General features: G+C 56.0%; 15 protein-coding genes and 1 pseudogene. 3 read left to right on the top strand and 13 right to left on the bottom strand.

Annotation, left to right across the window (positions count from 1 at the left end; genetic code table 11):
* Window positions 1-36 precede the first annotated feature (36 nt).
* The 4 genes from EFR00_RS28170 to EFR00_RS28185 are packed head-to-tail and all read right to left on the bottom strand — an operon-like array spanning window position 37 to window position 4,668.
* On the bottom strand, window positions 37-1,035 hold the full coding sequence (locus EFR00_RS28170) for an ABC transporter permease (protein ID WP_026188838.1): 999 nt from the start codon (window positions 1,033-1,035) through the stop codon (window positions 37-39).
* 5 nt (window positions 1,036-1,040) lie between these two features.
* Entirely contained in the window at window positions 1,041-1,982 is a 942-nt protein-coding gene (locus EFR00_RS28175) for an ABC transporter permease (RefSeq protein WP_004671512.1), read from the bottom strand.
* A 12-nt stretch (window positions 1,983-1,994) separates the two neighbouring features.
* On the bottom strand, window positions 1,995-3,524 hold the full coding sequence (locus EFR00_RS28180; RefSeq protein WP_170964873.1) for a sugar ABC transporter ATP-binding protein: 1,530 nt from the start codon (window positions 3,522-3,524) through the stop codon (window positions 1,995-1,997).
* 55 nt (window positions 3,525-3,579) lie between these two features.
* A complete protein-coding gene (locus EFR00_RS28185; RefSeq protein WP_004671515.1) occupies window positions 3,580-4,668 on the bottom strand; it encodes a substrate-binding domain-containing protein in 1,089 nt (362 codons plus the stop codon).
* Between the two features lie 255 nt (window positions 4,669-4,923).
* On the opposite strand from EFR00_RS28185, the gene EFR00_RS28190 reads away from it, so the two are divergent.
* Both EFR00_RS28190 and EFR00_RS28195 read left to right on the top strand, forming a co-directional pair.
* Window positions 4,924-5,553 (top strand): 2,3-bisphosphoglycerate-dependent phosphoglycerate mutase, encoded by a 630-nt coding sequence (locus tag EFR00_RS28190; RefSeq protein WP_064842555.1) that lies wholly within the window; start codon window positions 4,924-4,926, stop codon window positions 5,551-5,553.
* Window positions 5,554-5,916: 363 nt separating this feature from the next.
* The gene (locus EFR00_RS28195) at window positions 5,917-7,023 is read left to right on the top strand and encodes an NAD(P)-dependent alcohol dehydrogenase (RefSeq protein WP_037145482.1); all 1,107 of its coding nucleotides are present in this window, start codon (window positions 5,917-5,919) and stop codon (window positions 7,021-7,023) included.
* A 235-nt stretch (window positions 7,024-7,258) separates the two neighbouring features.
* Here the strand turns inward: EFR00_RS28195 and EFR00_RS28200 are convergent, their stop codons facing one another.
* The 8 genes from EFR00_RS28200 to EFR00_RS28235 form a co-directional block, all read right to left on the bottom strand.
* The gene (locus EFR00_RS28200) at window positions 7,259-8,539 is read right to left on the bottom strand and encodes a bifunctional 3,4-dihydroxy-2-butanone-4-phosphate synthase/GTP cyclohydrolase II (protein ID WP_082935757.1); all 1,281 of its coding nucleotides are present in this window, start codon (window positions 8,537-8,539) and stop codon (window positions 7,259-7,261) included.
* 16 nt (window positions 8,540-8,555) lie between these two features.
* Window positions 8,556-9,074 (bottom strand): NAD(P)H-dependent oxidoreductase, encoded by a 519-nt coding sequence (locus EFR00_RS28205; RefSeq protein ID WP_004671524.1) that lies wholly within the window; start codon window positions 9,072-9,074, stop codon window positions 8,556-8,558.
* A gap of 359 nt (window positions 9,075-9,433) precedes the next feature.
* Window positions 9,434-9,832 (bottom strand): GFA family protein, encoded by a 399-nt coding sequence (locus EFR00_RS28210; protein WP_008534386.1) that lies wholly within the window; start codon window positions 9,830-9,832, stop codon window positions 9,434-9,436.
* Window positions 9,833-9,843: 11 nt separating this feature from the next.
* The gene (locus EFR00_RS28215; RefSeq protein ID WP_011053357.1) at window positions 9,844-11,139 is read right to left on the bottom strand and encodes an LL-diaminopimelate aminotransferase; all 1,296 of its coding nucleotides are present in this window, start codon (window positions 11,137-11,139) and stop codon (window positions 9,844-9,846) included.
* Entirely contained in the window at window positions 11,139-12,308 is a 1,170-nt protein-coding gene (locus tag EFR00_RS28220; RefSeq protein WP_008534383.1) for an ABC transporter substrate-binding protein, read from the bottom strand. The genes EFR00_RS28215 and EFR00_RS28220 overlap by 1 nt, the downstream gene beginning before the upstream one ends.
* A gap of 123 nt (window positions 12,309-12,431) precedes the next feature.
* Complete coding sequence (locus tag EFR00_RS28225) at window positions 12,432-13,553, bottom strand: LLM class flavin-dependent oxidoreductase (protein ID WP_011053356.1); 1,122 nt, start codon at window positions 13,551-13,553, stop codon at window positions 12,432-12,434.
* A gap of 60 nt (window positions 13,554-13,613) precedes the next feature.
* Window positions 13,614-14,021 (bottom strand): carboxymuconolactone decarboxylase family protein, encoded by a 408-nt coding sequence (locus EFR00_RS28230; protein WP_008534380.1) that lies wholly within the window; start codon window positions 14,019-14,021, stop codon window positions 13,614-13,616.
* 72 nt (window positions 14,022-14,093) lie between these two features.
* Window positions 14,094-14,603, bottom strand: a complete 510-nt coding sequence (locus EFR00_RS28235; protein WP_008534378.1) for a flavin reductase family protein — start codon at window positions 14,601-14,603, stop codon at window positions 14,094-14,096.
* A 134-nt stretch (window positions 14,604-14,737) separates the two neighbouring features.
* On the opposite strand from EFR00_RS28235, the gene EFR00_RS28240 reads away from it, so the two are divergent.
* Entirely contained in the window at window positions 14,738-15,505 is a 768-nt protein-coding gene (locus EFR00_RS28240; protein WP_004671535.1) for an SDR family oxidoreductase, read from the top strand.
* A 443-nt stretch (window positions 15,506-15,948) separates the two neighbouring features.
* Here the strand turns inward: EFR00_RS28240 and EFR00_RS28245 are convergent.
* Window positions 15,949-16,457: pseudogene (locus EFR00_RS28245) on the bottom strand (transposase); the annotation flags it as partial.
* Window positions 16,458-16,580 lie beyond the last annotated feature (123 nt).

Consider the following 16,580-nt stretch of genomic DNA (forward strand, 5'->3'; position numbering starts at 1 on the left):
CAATTGCTACGGGAATGACTTGATCGGTCCGACGGACTAGACGCGACCCGCGCGCGCACCGTAGATGATTGCGGCAAATGCAATGATCACGCCCTGGACGATAAGCTTGCCCGGCTCCTGGATGCCGAAGACGGTCAGCATCGCGAACAGGAAGCTGAAGGCAACGACGGCAACGAACGGCCCGGCGACGCCGCCCCGGTCGACGCCGAACGTCACACCGCCGAGGATCGTGGCGGCGAGCGCATTCATGAAGGTGTCGAAGCCTGGCTTGATGGTGCCGACCGCCAACGCGGATACCTGGACCAGGGCCGCGATGCCTGTCAGGGCGCCCGCGAGCGTGTGCGAGACAAAAATCGTACGTGCCAACGGAATTCCTGTAGTTTCCGCCGCCCTCGGATTGTCGCCGACGGCCCTGAAGTAACGCCCGACGATGAGAAAGCGAAATGCGATAGAAATCAGGGCGGCGATGACGATCCACAGGACCACGGAATAGGAAAGGCCGTGGATATTGCCGCTCGTAAGTATTCGAAGCCAGCTTGGCGTTGAACCGGGCGCGCGGCCGGCGCTCATGTATTGGACGATCCCAATCAGAATGGCCGAAACACTTAGTGTGGAGATAACGGCAGAAGCGCGCACGTATGCTACGAGTATTCCGTTTACACCCCCCACAGCTAGCCCAATCACAACAGGCATGAGGACGGTCATTAGCGGTGGATAGTTGTTGAGCTGGCCCGAGCTGGCCAGATAGATCGCGAAGGCGAAAATACCGCTGACAGAGAGATCGATGGATCGCACCCGCATGACAAGCGACTGGGCGAGCACCGCGATCCCGAGCGGCGCTGACTGCTTGAGGATTACAAACCAGTAGTTGGGATTTATGAGCGTGGCGCTCACTGCTGGAGCAACCGCAACCAGGATTGCGAGCACATAGTATGCGGGCGGTAGCCCGAGTATCCACGAAATGGCGCTCTTACCCCTCAATGAGCGAGATGGTGCTTCAGTTTTCGAGTCTGATGTGGTCATCGAGAAGTCCATCTCTTTCAAAGTCCGATTGTTTTGCGTCGCTGCGAAACGACGAGTACGAGAAGCAACACACCCTTGACGACCGACTGAAGAAATGCAGAGACGTTGGCCAGATTCATCACATTATTCACTGTCCCGAGGATCGCCGCGCCAACGACGGTTCCCACAATGCTTCCGATGCCCCCGGCGAGGTGGACCCCACCCAATGCTGCAGCCGTTACAGACTCAATCCCGAATGAAGCGCCGCCCTTAGGATCACCCGATGCAAGGCGACCTGCAAGAAACATCCCCGCAGCGCATGCGAATAGAGCGGAAAGAACATACGCTTTGATGATGGTGCGCTCGACGGGAACACCGTTCATCCGTGCGTTGAAGTCATTGCCGCCGGAAGCGAAGAGGTAGAGGCCGAAGGGACGACGATAGAGAATCCAGGATGCGAAGAGCGATGCCGTGATCAACCAAAACAATGAGTTAGGTACGGGGCCGATGGATCCGGCTACCGAGCCGGAAAGCCACTCCGGAACGCGCCCACCTGGGATTGGCAAAATGATCAACGCGATACCTTGGCCGATGCCCATTGTTGTCAGCGTCATGATGATTGGATGTACATTGAGGCGCGCGACACCGTAACCGTTCGCTACTCCGAACCCCATCGCCACCGCGATGCAGATAAGCACGCGGGTTATCTCAGGAAGATCAAGCGTCATGATCGTCGTCGTTAGACTGATGACGGACCCAACCGACACGTCGAGGCCGCCAGTGAGAATGACGAACGTCTGACCGAGAGCCGAGATGACGAGCACCGTCGATTGCGCCAGGAGATTAGACAAATTCTCCGGATCCATGAAGTCCGGCAATAATATTACCGAGGCGACAACCATCACCAGGAGCGTTCCAATGGAAAGCCCGATCGCTCCCGCGCGATAAGGGAGCTTCAGGCGACTGGCAAATGAATTCATAAGTTATCCTCCTCAATGCACCGCAGCACGGGGATCCGGTGACGCACTCGCCCCCAGCGCAGTCTCGAGGATTCTTTCCTCGGTCGCCCCCTCTGCGGACATCTGCCCGACGATCTTCCTGTCATGAACGACCAAAATGCTGTCGCAGAGCCCTATAAGCTCAGCGTGCTCGCGCGACGAAACCACGACCGCACCGCCACGATCACTGAAGTCCCGCAGCAATCTGTAAATCTCTGCCTTTGCACCGACGTCGACGCCGCGCGTGGGCTCCTCAATAACGAGGATGTCCACTCCGGAGAGCAACCAGCGGCCCAGCAGCACCTTCTGCTGATTCCCGCCCGAGAGTTTACCTACGGGCGCATTGGGATCGGCGGCCGCAACTCGTAGCGACTTGATCACCTCGCGGACCCTCGACACCGATCGCCACGCAACGCTTGCCATATTCCGATTGAGCTGTTTTCCCAGCGCGATGTTGTCGTAGATAGGCAGGCGCAGGAACAGCCCTTCCTGCTTCCTGTCTTCAGGGATAAAACCGATTCCTGATGCGACCGCGCGAGCGAACCCTGACCCTACATTCACCACGTGCATGCTGTTGTCGAGGCCGGCACGCCACACGGCGATGGCCTTTGGCGATTCAACGCCCACAATGGCACGCATTATCTCTCGCTGGCCCTGTCCTTCGAGCCCTGCCAGCCCGATGATTTCACCTTTTCTGACAACGAAAGTGACTGTCGAGCTGCTGTCGTCGAGGCGCAAGTCCGAAACCTCCAGCATTGCCGCTCCGGTGGCCTGCGAGCGCGGCGGAAAGAAGTTCTGAAGTTCGCGACCAACCATTGTCGCTACCAGCGTTTGCAAGTTGAAGTCCTGCGCTCTTGCAGTCCTTACCCAAGCGCCATCTTTCATGACGGTGATGGTGTCGCATAGTTCGAAGACTTCATTCATGCGATGAGAGATGTAGACGACAGCCTTATGTTGAGCCTTAAGGTCGCGGATAACCTTGAAAAGATGCGCGACATCGGTCGAGTTCAACGCCGCCGTTGGCTCGTCGAAGATGAATACGTCCGCGTTCGACGTAAGTCCCTTCGCGATCTCTACTGCCTGCTGCTGCGCGACAGTCAGTGTCTCGACGATCGCAGTTGCGTCGAGCTGTGGAAATACGTCAGCCAGCAAAGCGCGAGCGCGTTTCACTACCTCGACGCTATCGATCGAACCGTCAATGCGACGAGGTTCATGGCCCAGGAACATGTTCTCAGCAACGGTGAGATTGGGGATCAGGGTAAACTCCTGAAACACCGTCGACACTCCCGCCAACCGTGCCTCCTTAGGGGAACGGAAATTGACTTCCTCCCCGCGGAGCCGAACACTTCCTGCGCCCGGCTGATATACCCCCGCCAGAATACGCATCAGGGTGGACTTCCCCGCGCCGTTTTCCCCCATCAGAGCGTGCACGGAGCCACGTTCCAGGGAAAAGCGAACGTCCGAAAGGACTTTCGTGAAACCAAACGATTTGTTGATGCCGACCATCTCGACAAGCGTGCTCATGGGAATTTCCATCTTCGACAGGGATACGGGCACGAGTGATCGTGCCCGTAGTTCATCAAGCCTTGAAATAATCAAGGAGCTTTTCGTTCGGCATTTCGGTCGGCGCCCAGTACGCATCAGTGAGATCTGCGCGATAGAACTGGGAGAGCGTCTCGTCGGTGATCGGCTTGGGGCGGTTCGTCCAGTTACGCTGAATCGGCTTCCCATCCAGCAAGGCGAAGGCGGCCCGCAGCGCGGCAGTAGACAGAGCGGGTGGGCAAATCGGACCGATCGAGGAAAGTTTTTCGTCATTCCAACGACGCATCCAGCCGTTAAGTGCTTCGCCCGTGATTGGCGGGATCGTTGAGGCGCCAGCCTCCTGCAAGGCATCCAAAACGCCAAGAGACATGTTGGCTCCATCGGTCCAGATGCCCGCGACATCGGGGTCGGAGAGATACAGGCTTTCGGCGATCTTCTTTGAGTCCTCATAAGACCAGCTTCCGTGCTGGGTCGACGTGATCTGAAGTCCAGACTTGCTGAAGACTTCCATGGCGCCTGCATAACGATCTGCATCGATGGGATGCCCGGCGACGCCACGCAGAACCCATACCTTGCCCTTGTTGCCAAGCTTGTCGACGAGGAACTGAGCCATCACGCGCCCGAAATAGAAGTCGTCGCCCTGGACCTGAACCGTAAACTCCTCGGTGTCGACGCGTCCGAGATAGACTACGGTTGGAATGCCAGCAGCCTTTGCCTTCTTGATGCCCTCGACGGCGGAACCGGTGGTTAGCGGTGCGATGATGATCGCATCGACCTTCTGGGCGATCAGATCCTCGATATCGGCAACTTGTTTGGAGGCATTGAGATCAGCGCTCCGGAACTGGTAATCAGCGATCCGATCCTTGTTCTTTTTTATTTCATATTCGGCTTCAAACGCCGTCTGGTAGGTATGCGTTGAACCAGCGAGGCCGTAGTGGCTGTGTCCGATCTTCCACGGGCCTGACTTCTTGAACTTACCCGCGTCGACAATTGGGTTGGCGCCTTCGGAGGGCCAAGTGTCAGGTAGGAGACTGATCGCGTCGTCGGCGCGAAGAATCCCCGGCATTCCGAACGTGCCGGCTACAGCAATTGCCCCGCTCGCTTGTAGAAATGTACGTCTCTTCATGAAAATTCCTCCTCCGGCCGCTCTGGGCGGCATTGTCTGTTAAGGCGAGAGCCTTGCCTTCCCAAGCCGTGCCGGACTCTCCTCAATACGGCGGAGTGCATTGGTATGAGCTATCAGACAATCTGTCAATAAATATATACTTCGACGTTTATTTTTTCGGCATCGTTTTGTTTTCACTTGCACATAGTCGCACTTGACGGATTGTCCGATAGTGCGACAATATTCGTGTTCGCTAAATCGATGGGAGGGTTATGAATGTCCACTCTGGTGATTGTCCGGCATGGCCAAAGCGAAGGGAACGCGCGCGGGGAGTTCTCGGGTACGAGCGACGTTCCGCTCACACAGGAGGGCTGGTCTGAGAGCAGGCGAGCCGGCTCACTGCTCGCGAACCTCGGCATCTCGTTCGATATTGCGTTTAGCTCTGCCCTCTTGCGCACAGTTGACACTTGCAGAGCGATTTTGAACGAAACCAACGGCGATCTGCTGGAGCCAATCAGGAGAACCGAGTTGAACGAACGCGACTACGGACAGCTCACCGGCATCAACAAGAACGTGGCACGTGAGCGGTGGGGCCAGGATGTTGTCCAGGTTTGGCGCCGCTCGTACAGCACTCCACCACCTGGGGGAGAAAGCATACGGGACATAAGCGCGAGGGTTCTGCCCTTTTTGATAAGCGAAGTGTTCCCCCCCTTGTTGAGAGGGAAATCGGTTCTTGTGGTGGCCCACGGGAATACGATCAGGTCACTAAAGCAGGGCATCGAACGCCTCACGATCCAGGATACGCTCGCTATTGAGTCACCGACCGCCGCGCCAACTGTATACCGGATTGCGTCGGACCTCTCGATCATCGAGAAGACTAACGTCCTGGTTGGTACTGTCTGTTAAGCCTGGCTGGCAGTAGCATCGTTTGTAGTCGGTTAAACTTGGCAATACCGGTGTCTCGAAGCTGTCGATAGCCTTCAGAACCGGCTCGACGTCGGCAAGCGACGCCATCCGGCTCGCCTCACACGTTGCTACTAAATTTTCGTCTGCCGATCTTTCAGCCCAAAGCGGGACAAGACGCATGCTCCCTTTCGAACATGCACGGAACCCTTTGATCACTTCAAATCAGCGTTCACTCGTGACTTTGCAAAAATGCAGCCCTGCTCCGGTTGAACTGATCTAATTTAACAGAGTAATTATTGACTGATTGTCTGACGATGAGTACGTTCGCGCGAATTGCGTTGTGAGCCTTGGAGGAACAGTTACATGAAGCAGGCATATGCGGCGGTCTCGCGCGAAAAGGCGAAGCCCTTGATCTTGGAGTGCATAGGGATTGAGGAACCTCGTGCAGACGAGATTTTGGTCCGCATCGTCGCATCGGGGGTATGTCATACCGACCTGGTGGTCAGGGACCAGGGATATGACGTACCTCAACCTGTTGTGTTGGGACACGAAGGCTCTGGCGTCGTCGAGGCCGTCGGGAGCGCAGTTAAAGATCTTGTGCCCGGTGATCACGTTGCTTTGAGCTACGCCTATTGCGGCAAGTGCGAAAAGTGCCTTTCCGGTACACCTTTCTACTGCGAGGACTTCTTCGGTCGCAATTTCCGCGGCACTCGTCCGGATGGCACCTGCCCGATCCATGATTCTCACGGGAAACAGATTAGTGGCTGCTTCTTCGAGCAGTCGTCATTTGCAACCTACGCCATCGCCAGCGAACGAAACGCCGTGAAGGTTGCAAAGGATGTTCCACTCGAGTTGATTGGACCGCTCGGGTGCGGGCTTCAGACCGGTGCTGGCGCGGTACTGAATTGCCTCAAGCCGAAGCCCGGCTCGTCAATAGCAGTGTTCGGTGCTGGTGCGGTTGGCATGGCGGCTACGATGGCCGCGAAAATCGCCGGATGCGCGACCATCATCGTGATCGACTTGAACGATGAACGGCTGGAACTTTCGCGCGAACTCGGGGCGACGCACACGATAAATGCCCGCAAATTGGACAGCGTTGCCGCGATCAGGAAGATCGTCCCCGCAGGCGTTGATTTCAGCTTGGAATGCACGAGTTCGCCACGAGTTTTCCGTCAGGCAGTCGACTGCCTTGGTACGCCGGGAACATGCGGTCTCGTTGGCTCGTCCGCTCTCGGCACTGAAGGCACGATCGATATCGGGAACTTCCTTTTCGGCCGCACATTGATCGGCGTTGTCGAAGGACAAAGCATTCCGTCCGAGTTCGTCCCGCAGTTGATCGAGTATTGGCAGCAGGGACTTTTCCCGTTCGACAAACTGGTTCAGTTCTATGACCTCGACCAGATCAACGAGGCGATGGCTGATTCCGAGAGCGGCAAAGTCATTAAGCCGATCCTTCGCATGAAGCATTAGTTTGCGAGACTTTTCGAAAGACAAGACGGACCGCGATTAAATGCGATCCGTCGGAACAGCCGTGCTCAAGACGAGATATGGTCGAACGCTGCTTTCGATGCAATCGCGGGCCACATCACTCCGATACGCCTGCACGAATGATGTGCTGGCAGGGCCGACGCAAAAGCTCTAGGACTCTGCCGGTCAAAGGCGGCCCCCTACAATCACCGGCAGGTAAGTGGCGAGGGCGGCTCCGCTACCCAAGGGGTCCAGAGAACACCTGCGCGCCAAACACTGAAAAGACGTTGTTCCGGCCGACGTGTTCAGCTGACGTGTCCTGGTCCAACAGGTGGCCAAACCGATCGCGCTTTGTCTTAAGATAAGTGATGTTGGACGCGCTAGATGCGGCGATCAGACTCTGGCGAGACGACACGATGACGCCTGACGTTCGCAGCGCCTCTATTTTTGCAAGATTGTTGGTCAGAAGCCGAACGCTGCCGATACCGAGGTCGCGGATGATATCCGCCGCTGCGTTATATTCGCGGGAATCAGATGCGAAGCCGAGTTCCCGATTTGCCTCAAGAGTATCACGACCATGATCCTGCAGGCCGTAAGCCGCAATTTTGTTTCCTAAGCCAATGCCACGCCCCTCTTGCCCACGCATGTAGATCACGCAACCAGCGCCCGCTAACTGGACCGCCCGAAGAGCCATTTCGAGCTGTTGACCGCAGTCGCATCGCATGGACCGGAACGCCTCACCTGTCAGACATTCAGAATGCACCCGTACCAGAACGTCTTCCTTCTCGCACAACTCGCCAAGTGTCAAAGCTAAGTGTTCCGTTCCCGTCAAACTATCGCGATAAGCAATTGCCTTGAAATCCCCAAACCGCGTTGGCATAAAGGACTGCGCGTAACGCTTTACCCTCGTATCACGACTCCTGCAGTACTCAATCAAAGCGTCGATCGTTACTATGTGCAGGCCATGTTCGATTGCGAACTTCTCGAGATCTGGCAGTCGAGACATGGTTCCGTCGTCATTGGCGATCTCGCAGATTACGCCAGCCGGCGCCAGGCCGGCCAGTCGTGCAAGATCCACGGCAGCTTCGGTGTGGCCAGGACGGCCCAGGACACCGAGACGATTTGCACGCAAAGGAAAAATGTGACCCGGCCGCGATAGGTCTTCCGGCCGCGTCTGCGGATCGATGAGCGACTTGACGGTTGCTGCTCGATCTTCGGCTGAAATCCCTGTCGTTGTGCCGTGTTTGCAATCGACGGAAACGGTAAATGCCGTCTGCAGTGAGTCCGAATTACGTGTGACCATCAGGGGGATCTCGAGTTTGTCGAGACGTTCGGCTGGAAGTGGCACGCAGATAAGGCCTCTCGCATATTTCATCATGAAAGCGATGTGCTCAGCTGTTATTTTTTCGGCAGCAACGACTAGGTCGCCTTCATTCTCCCGATTTTCGTCGTCGACCACGATAACCATCTCGCCCGCTTCGATCGCCTCGATCGCCTCATCTATGCTCGAAAAAGACATGGAATCCTCCTCCTTATTATGGGCTGACGGCGCGACGCGCGGCATCGAGCTCTCTGTCGACAAGCGCGCGCAGGTTCTCAGAAAGAGCATCGTTCTGAAAATCTTCATCGAGAGCGAAAATGAAACGGCTATGTATTTGCGCTTCGAAAAAGTCGAATAAGGCTTCCATCGAGGCTTCGACGAGCGGCTTGTGACTCGATGCTTTACCGGTTGCAAAAGGGATCACATAGCGGCCCTTAAGCGCTTTCATGTCGACAAGGTCGAATAAATGCTTCAGCAACCCAGTGTAAGATGCTTTGTAGACCGGACTACCAACAACTAGCACGTCACTAGCCAAAATATCGTTGAGTGCCGCTTTAACAATCTCAGCGGCGCTGGAGGGCAACACTGTTGCCCCAAGGTGCGGATGAAGGTCGACAAGGTCCCAGCAGCTTGCTTCGTTGCCGGACGCGCGCACCCGATCCACCATGAAGTCTGCTACGGCCCGGGTTTTCGAGGGGCGCGATAAATTCCCCGTTATTACAACAACTTTCATGTCACAGGACTCCCAACATTCTCGCATAAGACAATCTTACAATTTTCACTCACACCGCAATGGAGGTCGTTGAGGACCCGTGGGGGCAAAAATAGTCCTGCGGTGTCCTGAGCCCTCACAACCCGTAATTTCCGAACCTCGAAGGCTGGATTGCTTCGCAGAAGTCTTCTGTCTCGTACGACTTTATTCTCTCAATGGGTGGGCTCGCCGTGCAAGCGAACCTATTGTCTCCAATCCCTGCCGCTTTTACCGACCCAGCACGTTTGCGTTAGAACCTCCTGGACAGGAATGAGGCGTTGCCGCTTGATATACGGTCGCCGTGACTCCACCTCAGTTACGACAGGTAGTATCCCGGTCACTTACGGGAACTCTGGTGAGCTTGCCTTCGATGGATCATGGGCGAGCCAAGGTTTCGCATGCGATACCCATACGTTTGACATCGGCACACTTCCAGGATCGGTATCGAACGTGCCGGCTCTAACGACTTTGAGCTCCGGGCTGGCCGGCCGCTCCGCATAAACGTGCGAGCCACATACCGAACAAAACCACCGCAGCTTTCCAGGCGTCGATTCGAAGCTATGAAGCGTATCTTGGCCTGTAAGGATCTTGAAGTGCTCGCTTTTCACCTTCGCAGCGGTATTGTGATCAGCGGCGTGGGACTTCCGGCATGTTTGACAGAAGCAATTCCACATGGGTCCATCAATTTCCTGAACCTGGTACGTAACGGCTTTGCATTGGCATGATCCGAAGATTGGCATCGGGTATCCTTTCACTGATTCATTACGTTGATTTCAAATTTCTCGTCGCCGCTAAGCCAGCGTTTGATGTTGCGCGCAGCCTGGCGGATGCGGTGTTCGTTCTCGACGAGCGCCAGACGGACGTAGTCGTCGCCCATTTCGCCGAAGCCGATACCCGGTGCAACGGCGACGTCGGCCTTCTCGACCAGCAGCTTGGAAAACTCCAGCGAACCGAGATGACGGAACTTTTCGGGGATCTTCGCCCAGGCGAACATGGTGGCAGCCGGCGGCGGCACGTCGAAGCCGGCCTTGCCGAAGCTTTCGACCATGACGTCGCGGCGACGCTTGTAGACGTTGCGAACCTCCGCAATGTCGGAACCGTCGCCGTTCAGCGCATGGGTCGCGGCCACCTGGATCGGCGTGAAGGCGCCGTAGTCGAGATAGGACTTGACGCGGGTGAGCGCCGCGATCAGCCGCTCGTTGCCGACGGCAAAGCCCATGCGCCAGCCGGGCATGGAAAAGGTCTTCGACATCGAGGTGAATTCGACGGTCACATCCATTGCACCAGGCACTTCGAGAACCGATGGCGGCGGAGCGCCGTCGAAGTAGATCTCGGAATAGGCAAGGTCGGAAAGCACGATGATGTCATGCTTCTTGGCGAAGGCGACGACGTCCTTATAGAAATCGAGCGTCGCGACGAGGGCCGTCGGGTTCGAGGGGTAGTTGAGGATCAGCGCCAACGGCTTCGGGATCGAATGTCGGACCGCCCGCTCCAGCGGCGGGAAAAAGCTCTCATCCGGCTCAACCGACATCGAGCGGATCACGCCGCCCGCCATCAGGAAACCGAAGGCGTGGATCGGATAGGTCGGGTTCGGGCAGAGGATCACGTCGCCGGGCGCGGTGATCGCCTGCGCCATGTTGGCGAAGCCTTCCTTGGAGCCCAAGGTGGCAACCACCTGGGTATCCGGGTTGAGCTTGACGCCGAAGCGGCGGGCATAATAGGCGGCCTGGGCGCGGCGCAGCCCCGGAATGCCCTTGGAGGAGGAATAACGGTGGGTGCGCGGATCCTGCACGACCTCGCACAGCTTGTCGACGATCGATTGGGGAGTCGGAAGGTCGGGGTTTCCCATGCCGAGATCAATGATATCGGCGCCGCCCGCTCGCGCGCTTGCTTTCAAACGGTTGACCTGTTCGAAAACATAAGGCGGCAAACGTTGAATTCTGTGAAAGTCCAGCACACTATTTCCAATCAAATCGCAGATACCTCCCGCGCCGATTATAGAAACCGACGCGGGAGGCTGGGAGGTCTCCTTCCGGAGAACATTCATTACTTCTTCGGCCGCCAAGCTAACGGATCTTCAGGACGTTCGAAGTAGTTTGCAGCGACGTCTGCAGGCCACCAGCCGTTGTTCTTCGGCTCGATCCAATCCGTAGAATTGGGATCGCAATCTTCCTTCAGCACTTCCTTCACGTCATCAATGGTGTAAGGAAGCGCAGGACGAAGAATCGACTGGATCTTTGGTCCCTGGCCTTCGAGCGTTCGCATCATGACGTCCCACACAAGGCGGGCATCAGACCGCGGCGGCCAGAAATGGAAGCTCTTGCTTATGAAATCAGGGTTCTTACGCCAGTAGCAGGCTGCGGAAGCCTCACCCCCGAGCACGATAGGCATCATGTCGCGGCCGGATTGCTGTACTGCGTTCACGACACCGTTTTCTGAAGCGGACTGAACGAGAATGCCATTAACCTCAGCAAGATTGGTGGCAAGAAACTTCTGAACCTCAACCTGGGCGACCTGGTCGGTCCATTTGCCAGCTATCGTGCCTACAATTTTGATACCGGGGAATTTATCGAACGCGTTCTTCGCGCCGATGTCGAAGCTGTCCGATGATGCGAAACCGGGGATGCCCGATACCATCAGGACGTTGCCTTTTTCACCGATTTCCTTGGCAAGCCATTCAGCAGCCTTGTAGCCACCGTCGGTGTTATTCTCTGTGGCATTGATTGCGTAGGGTGATGTGACATAGCCCGAGACTGAGAAGACTGGCACGCCTTTCGAATGAGCATACTCTATGGTCTTGTTAAGTGCGGTAATGTTCGAGCAGCAAATGACGATCGCATCAACACCGTCGTCAACCATCTGCCGCATCTGCTGGATTTGGACAGCGTCTTTGAGGTCAGACTGCGTGACGATAAGATCGGAGACTAGGCCTGCTTCCTTATATTTCGGAAGCAATACGTTGGTGAATTCGTCCAGGATGTTCGCGCGCCAGGTATTACCGGCATATGTGGATGCATAACCAATTTTCCACGGCGGTGGACGTTTTGGAACAAAATCTTTGTACACCGTCCCCCCGAGCGGAATGGCGGGATCGATATTCTCGTAAAGCGCCTTTTGGTCCGGCGGCAACGAATCGAGGCCGTCAGCCTTCGCCACGCCGTTCATGTGATAAAGGCTCGACAGCGTAAAAAGCGCTGCAACGATTTTCTTCAGCATTCAGGGCCTCCTCCCCTTGTGGTTCCGCTCAACCGCCGGCCCCTTTGGCCGCCAGCCGCGAAAATCCTGCCAGAATCTGGCAGAGTTCGTGTCGGGACGGCAATCGCCGTCCCGAGGACTGGTTCAGTTGCGCAGACCGGCTTGCTTGAGCAGCGGCATGACACGGTCGTTAAAGAAGGGAAGTTCCTCGTTGTAATCGACCATTGTCAGCAAGGCGCCGTTGACGCCTGTATTGCTGAGATCCACGAGCTTGTCGGCGACTTGTTCTGGATTGCCGACGATCGGGTATCCACCCCAGCCAGCGACGAAGCGTTCCTTGAATTTTTGATACATTTCGGCAGAATGGTTTTGAGATTGCACCTGCAGAACTTCACAGATGTTCTCGCATGCCTCCCAGTCACCCTTCTGGTTGACGTAGTAGTCGTAGTATTCCTTTGCTTCCTTCTCCGTTTCGCGAACGATAACGGGGCAAGCTGTGAATGTGCCAAGATCACGGTTATATTCAGTACGCGCCAGGTCCTTCACCTTTTTGACCCAGGCAGCGCCCGATTCCATGTCTTGCATGAAGCCGAAGTTGAAGTCGCAGAACTTGGCGGTGAAATGCAGTCCCTTGCCCGAGGCGCCGGCGCAGATCAGGAGCGGGCGACCCGCCTTGTTGTAGGGTTTGGGTTCACTGAAGGCGTCTTTGACTTTGAGGAACTCGCCTTCGAAGGTAACGCCATTGCGTTTCCAGAGCGTCTCGACGATATCCATCCATTCAGTGGCGTATTCATAGCGGGTGTCGTGCTCCATCATAGGAACTCCGAACATTTCCATTTCGGGAGTGAACCAGCCGGTAACGAGATTGAGGCCGTATCGACCCTTCGAGATGTGATCGATTGTTGTCGCCATCTTGGTTGCAACAATCGGGTTTAGCGTCGGAATGTGAGTCGTTGAGAAGAACTGGAGCTTCGTGGTGACCGCCGCGAGAGCGGCCGCCCAGGTGAACGTATCCATGTTCACGCCATTGAAGTTTGAAGGACCGCCAAAACCACGCCAGCGTGCAATCGGCACCATGCATTCCCAACCGGCTGCCTCAAGCTTCTTTGCAATCTCGACGTTGTGGTCGAAGGTAGGTTCGAACGTTGTCTCAGCGAGCGTAATCGCGCATGCATTCGAGCAATTCGTGCCAAATACGCCGAGCTTGAGCTTGTTATCATTGAACATTGGGTTTCCGGCAGCGCGGAAATCGTCTTGTGCGGTCACTGTAGTCCCTCCTCGGGCTGGCAACGGATGATGCTCAGCCCACTCAAATGCGTTGAATAACTAGATGCCCATCTCGTCGAAAACTTCCGCTGCCACGCGGAAGCTGTCGATGGCCGCAGGAACACCGCAGTAAATCGAAACCTGGAGGAAAACCTCCCGAATTTCCTCTTTGGTAAGACCGTTGTTGATTGCTCCGCGAACATGCAGTTTCAGCTCATGCGGACGATTGAGGGCCGAAATCATCCCGAGATTGAGGATGCTGCGCTGCTTGCGCTCCAGGCCCGGCCGATTCCAAATCGCGTCCCAGCAGTATTCCGTGACGAGGGTTTGCATCGGCCAATTGAAGTCGGTGGCTTTGCTGACCGACGCATCAACATAGGCCCCCCCCAAGACTTCGCGCCGGGTCTTTAGTCCGCGCTCAAAGCGCTCTGTGACTTCACGTCCATGAATTTCTCTTGCGGGTGCCATATTGCTCACGCTTTTCTCCTTGCCGCCCTTGGGCTTTCGATGAGTGATGTGATTGGTGGTTAAAGCCACCTACTATGCGGCCGATCCACTGATGGACGACGACCTGACGAGTTGACCGTTTTCGTAGAGAAGCGGCGCGATTGACTCGATGAACCGTGCTTCGAGCACTTCTCCGAGCACAACATCATGCGTTCCAACGTGAACGACATCTTTTAGCTTGCAGACAAACGCCGCCTGCGCATCGGACAGGACCGGCATGCCGTCGAGAGACAGCCACTCGCCGTAATGAAAGCGCTCTTCACCCTTCAATTGCCCACTGAACAGCGGCACAAGATCGGCATGTGAAAGATGCAGCATGTTCACGGCGAACTTCCCGGAGATCTTCAAAGGCTGATTCACCGAAGCCGATTGGTTGATGCAGACAAGAACAGTTGGTGGGTCCGCGGTAACCGACTGGACCGCGGTGGCGGCCATGCCATGACGGACCCCGTTGAGTTCGGTCGTGATCAAGCAGATGGTTGATGTGAACCGACGCATAGCTGCCTTAAAAGCCAACTGCGCCTCAGTGCTGGTATCGGCCATATTGTCCTCCCACGGCCAAATTCGATCGAGCCTAGATAAACAGATCAGCAGACAATCTGTCAACTGGATTTTCACAATTGACAGATTGTCTGCTAAAATGTCTTCTAAGGCACCCAAAAATGAGGAGATGGTCGATGGATTTGAATCAAAGGGTTTGTATCGTCACAGGGGGCGGCAGCGGCATTGGTCGTGCGACCGCCGAGCTTTTCGCAAAGAACGGCGCCTATGTGGTTGTTGCTGATGTCAATGAAGACGCCGCGGTTCGTGTGGCGAACGAGATCGGCTCGAAGGCTTTCGGTGTTCGCGTCGACGTCTCGTCCGCCAAGGACGCGGAAAGCATGGTTGAGAAGACGACCGCAAAGTGGGGCCGGGTCGACGTGCTCGTCAATAATGCCGGGTTCGGAACGACGGGGAATGTGGTGACCATTCCTGAAGAAACTTGGGACCGGATTATGTCCGTAAACGTCAAAGGGATCTTCCTTTGCTCAAAGTACGTCATTCCTGTTATGCGACGGAACGGCGGAGGTTCGATCATCAATACGACTTCCTACACCGCAACCTCAGCAATCGCGGACAGGACTGCCTACGTAGCATCGAAAGGAGCAATATCTTCGCTGACGCGCGCGATGGCCATGGATCATGCGAAAGAGGGAATTCGTGTCAACGCGGTCGCTCCAGGGACAATCGACTCTCCTTACTTCACGAAAATCTTCGCCGAAGCGAAGGACCCCGCGAAGCTTCGCAGCGATTTCAACGCCCGTGCCGTCATGGATCGGATGGGGACAGCTGAAGAGATTGCTGAAGCAATGCTTTTTCTTGCGTCCGATCGTTCGAGGTTCGCGACCGGTAGCATTCTGACGGTCGATGGCGGCTCCTCGATCGGAAACCACCTGGTCAAGTGAAGGAAAGGGCGGCACTCGTCATGCCCTTACATTTGAGGCAGGAACACCGGGGTATAAGGCTCCAGCCTCGTTGATCATTGACGTGTTCCTAACCCGTCAATGACAGCACAGAGCTGTTGGCCTAGGCGCAGCTCTTGTCGGACTTGCGGCACGCTCCAGCAAATATGATAGAGAAAGGACTGCCGGCGACAACGAGATCTAACAGCGGAAACTGGATCAAGGACATTTCGCAATTTTTGTCGAATAACCCCACGATGTCGGTCAGATGACGTCATGCGAGTGCCGACCTTCCGGAATAGCCGCATGCTGGTTCCGAATGCCCTCTATCGCAACGCTGTCGGCATAAGTTTAGTCCGGAATACAAGGTGATACGATCGTGTCCCGGGAGGTGGGGTAGCTGACGGCTGATTGCCGTGCTTTCCGAGGTCGGGTCGGAGGGGATATCAGCGTGCCACAGCGGGCAGGCTGATTTGGGGCTCATCGCTCATTTGGGCCATGGTCTCAAGCGTCATATACCTGGCGCGTTGAACGGCCCATTCATCATTCTGTTCGAGCAGCAGTGCGCCGACGAGACGGACGATGGCTTCGTCGTTCGGAAAGATGCCGACGACCTCGGTGCGTCGCTTGATTTCGCCGTTGAGACGCTCAATTGGATTCGTCGAGTGCAGCTTTCCCGGTGCTCTTTCGGGAAGGTCATGTAGGCGAACACTTCCTCTTCAGCGTCGTCCATGATGGTGGCAAGCTTCGGCACTTTCGGCCTGATTTGATCGGCGACACTGCGCCATTGTGCGCTTGCTGCCTCCGGGGTCTCCTGGGCAAAGGCCGTCGCGATGAAGGCGGATACGACCCGCCTGCCGCTCTTTCCAGCATGCGCGAGCACGTTCCTCATGAAGTGAACCCGGCACCTTTGCCAAGTGGCATTGAGAACCTTGGTGACGGCGGCCTTGAGACCTTCGGTAAGCGACAAGCAGACCCCATCTGGCGAAGCAGCTTAGCGGTCGGCTATCGGTAGCGGACACGATGAACTGCTGTGAGCTTCTATGTCTGCGCCTAGCTCTGGAACTAGAACTTTTCA

Origin of the sequence: Rhizobium sophoriradicis (assembly GCF_003939025.1) — a bacterium.
Classification (GTDB): domain Bacteria; phylum Pseudomonadota; class Alphaproteobacteria; order Rhizobiales; family Rhizobiaceae; genus Rhizobium; species Rhizobium sophoriradicis.

Excerpts from the sequence above, each read along its gene's own strand:
- EFR00_RS28170 (WP_026188838.1), bottom strand. The coding sequence starts at position 1,035 with ATGGACTTCTCGATGACCACATCAGACTCGAAAACTGAAGCACCATCT.
- EFR00_RS28175 (WP_004671512.1), bottom strand. The coding sequence starts at position 1,982 with ATGAATTCATTTGCCAGTCGCCTGAAGCTCCCTTATCGCGCGGGAGCG.
- EFR00_RS28180 (WP_170964873.1), bottom strand. The coding sequence starts at position 3,524 with ATGAGCACGCTTGTCGAGATGGTCGGCATCAACAAATCGTTTGGTTTC.
- EFR00_RS28185 (WP_004671515.1), bottom strand. The coding sequence starts at position 4,668 with ATGAAGAGACGTACATTTCTACAAGCGAGCGGGGCAATTGCTGTAGCC.
- EFR00_RS28190 (WP_064842555.1), top strand. The coding sequence starts at position 4,924 with ATGTCCACTCTGGTGATTGTCCGGCATGGCCAAAGCGAAGGGAACGCG.
- EFR00_RS28195 (WP_037145482.1), top strand. The coding sequence starts at position 5,917 with ATGAAGCAGGCATATGCGGCGGTCTCGCGCGAAAAGGCGAAGCCCTTG.
- EFR00_RS28200 (WP_082935757.1), bottom strand. The coding sequence starts at position 8,539 with ATGTCTTTTTCGAGCATAGATGAGGCGATCGAGGCGATCGAAGCGGGC.
- EFR00_RS28205 (WP_004671524.1), bottom strand. The coding sequence starts at position 9,074 with ATGAAAGTTGTTGTAATAACGGGGAATTTATCGCGCCCCTCGAAAACC.
- EFR00_RS28210 (WP_008534386.1), bottom strand. The coding sequence starts at position 9,832 with ATGCCAATCTTCGGATCATGCCAATGCAAAGCCGTTACGTACCAGGTT.
- EFR00_RS28215 (WP_011053357.1), bottom strand. The coding sequence starts at position 11,139 with ATGAATGTTCTCCGGAAGGAGACCTCCCAGCCTCCCGCGTCGGTTTCT.
- EFR00_RS28220 (WP_008534383.1), bottom strand. The coding sequence starts at position 12,308 with ATGCTGAAGAAAATCGTTGCAGCGCTTTTTACGCTGTCGAGCCTTTAT.
- EFR00_RS28230 (WP_008534380.1), bottom strand. The coding sequence starts at position 14,021 with ATGGCACCCGCAAGAGAAATTCATGGACGTGAAGTCACAGAGCGCTTT.
- EFR00_RS28235 (WP_008534378.1), bottom strand. The coding sequence starts at position 14,603 with ATGGCCGATACCAGCACTGAGGCGCAGTTGGCTTTTAAGGCAGCTATG.
- EFR00_RS28240 (WP_004671535.1), top strand. The coding sequence starts at position 14,738 with ATGGATTTGAATCAAAGGGTTTGTATCGTCACAGGGGGCGGCAGCGGC.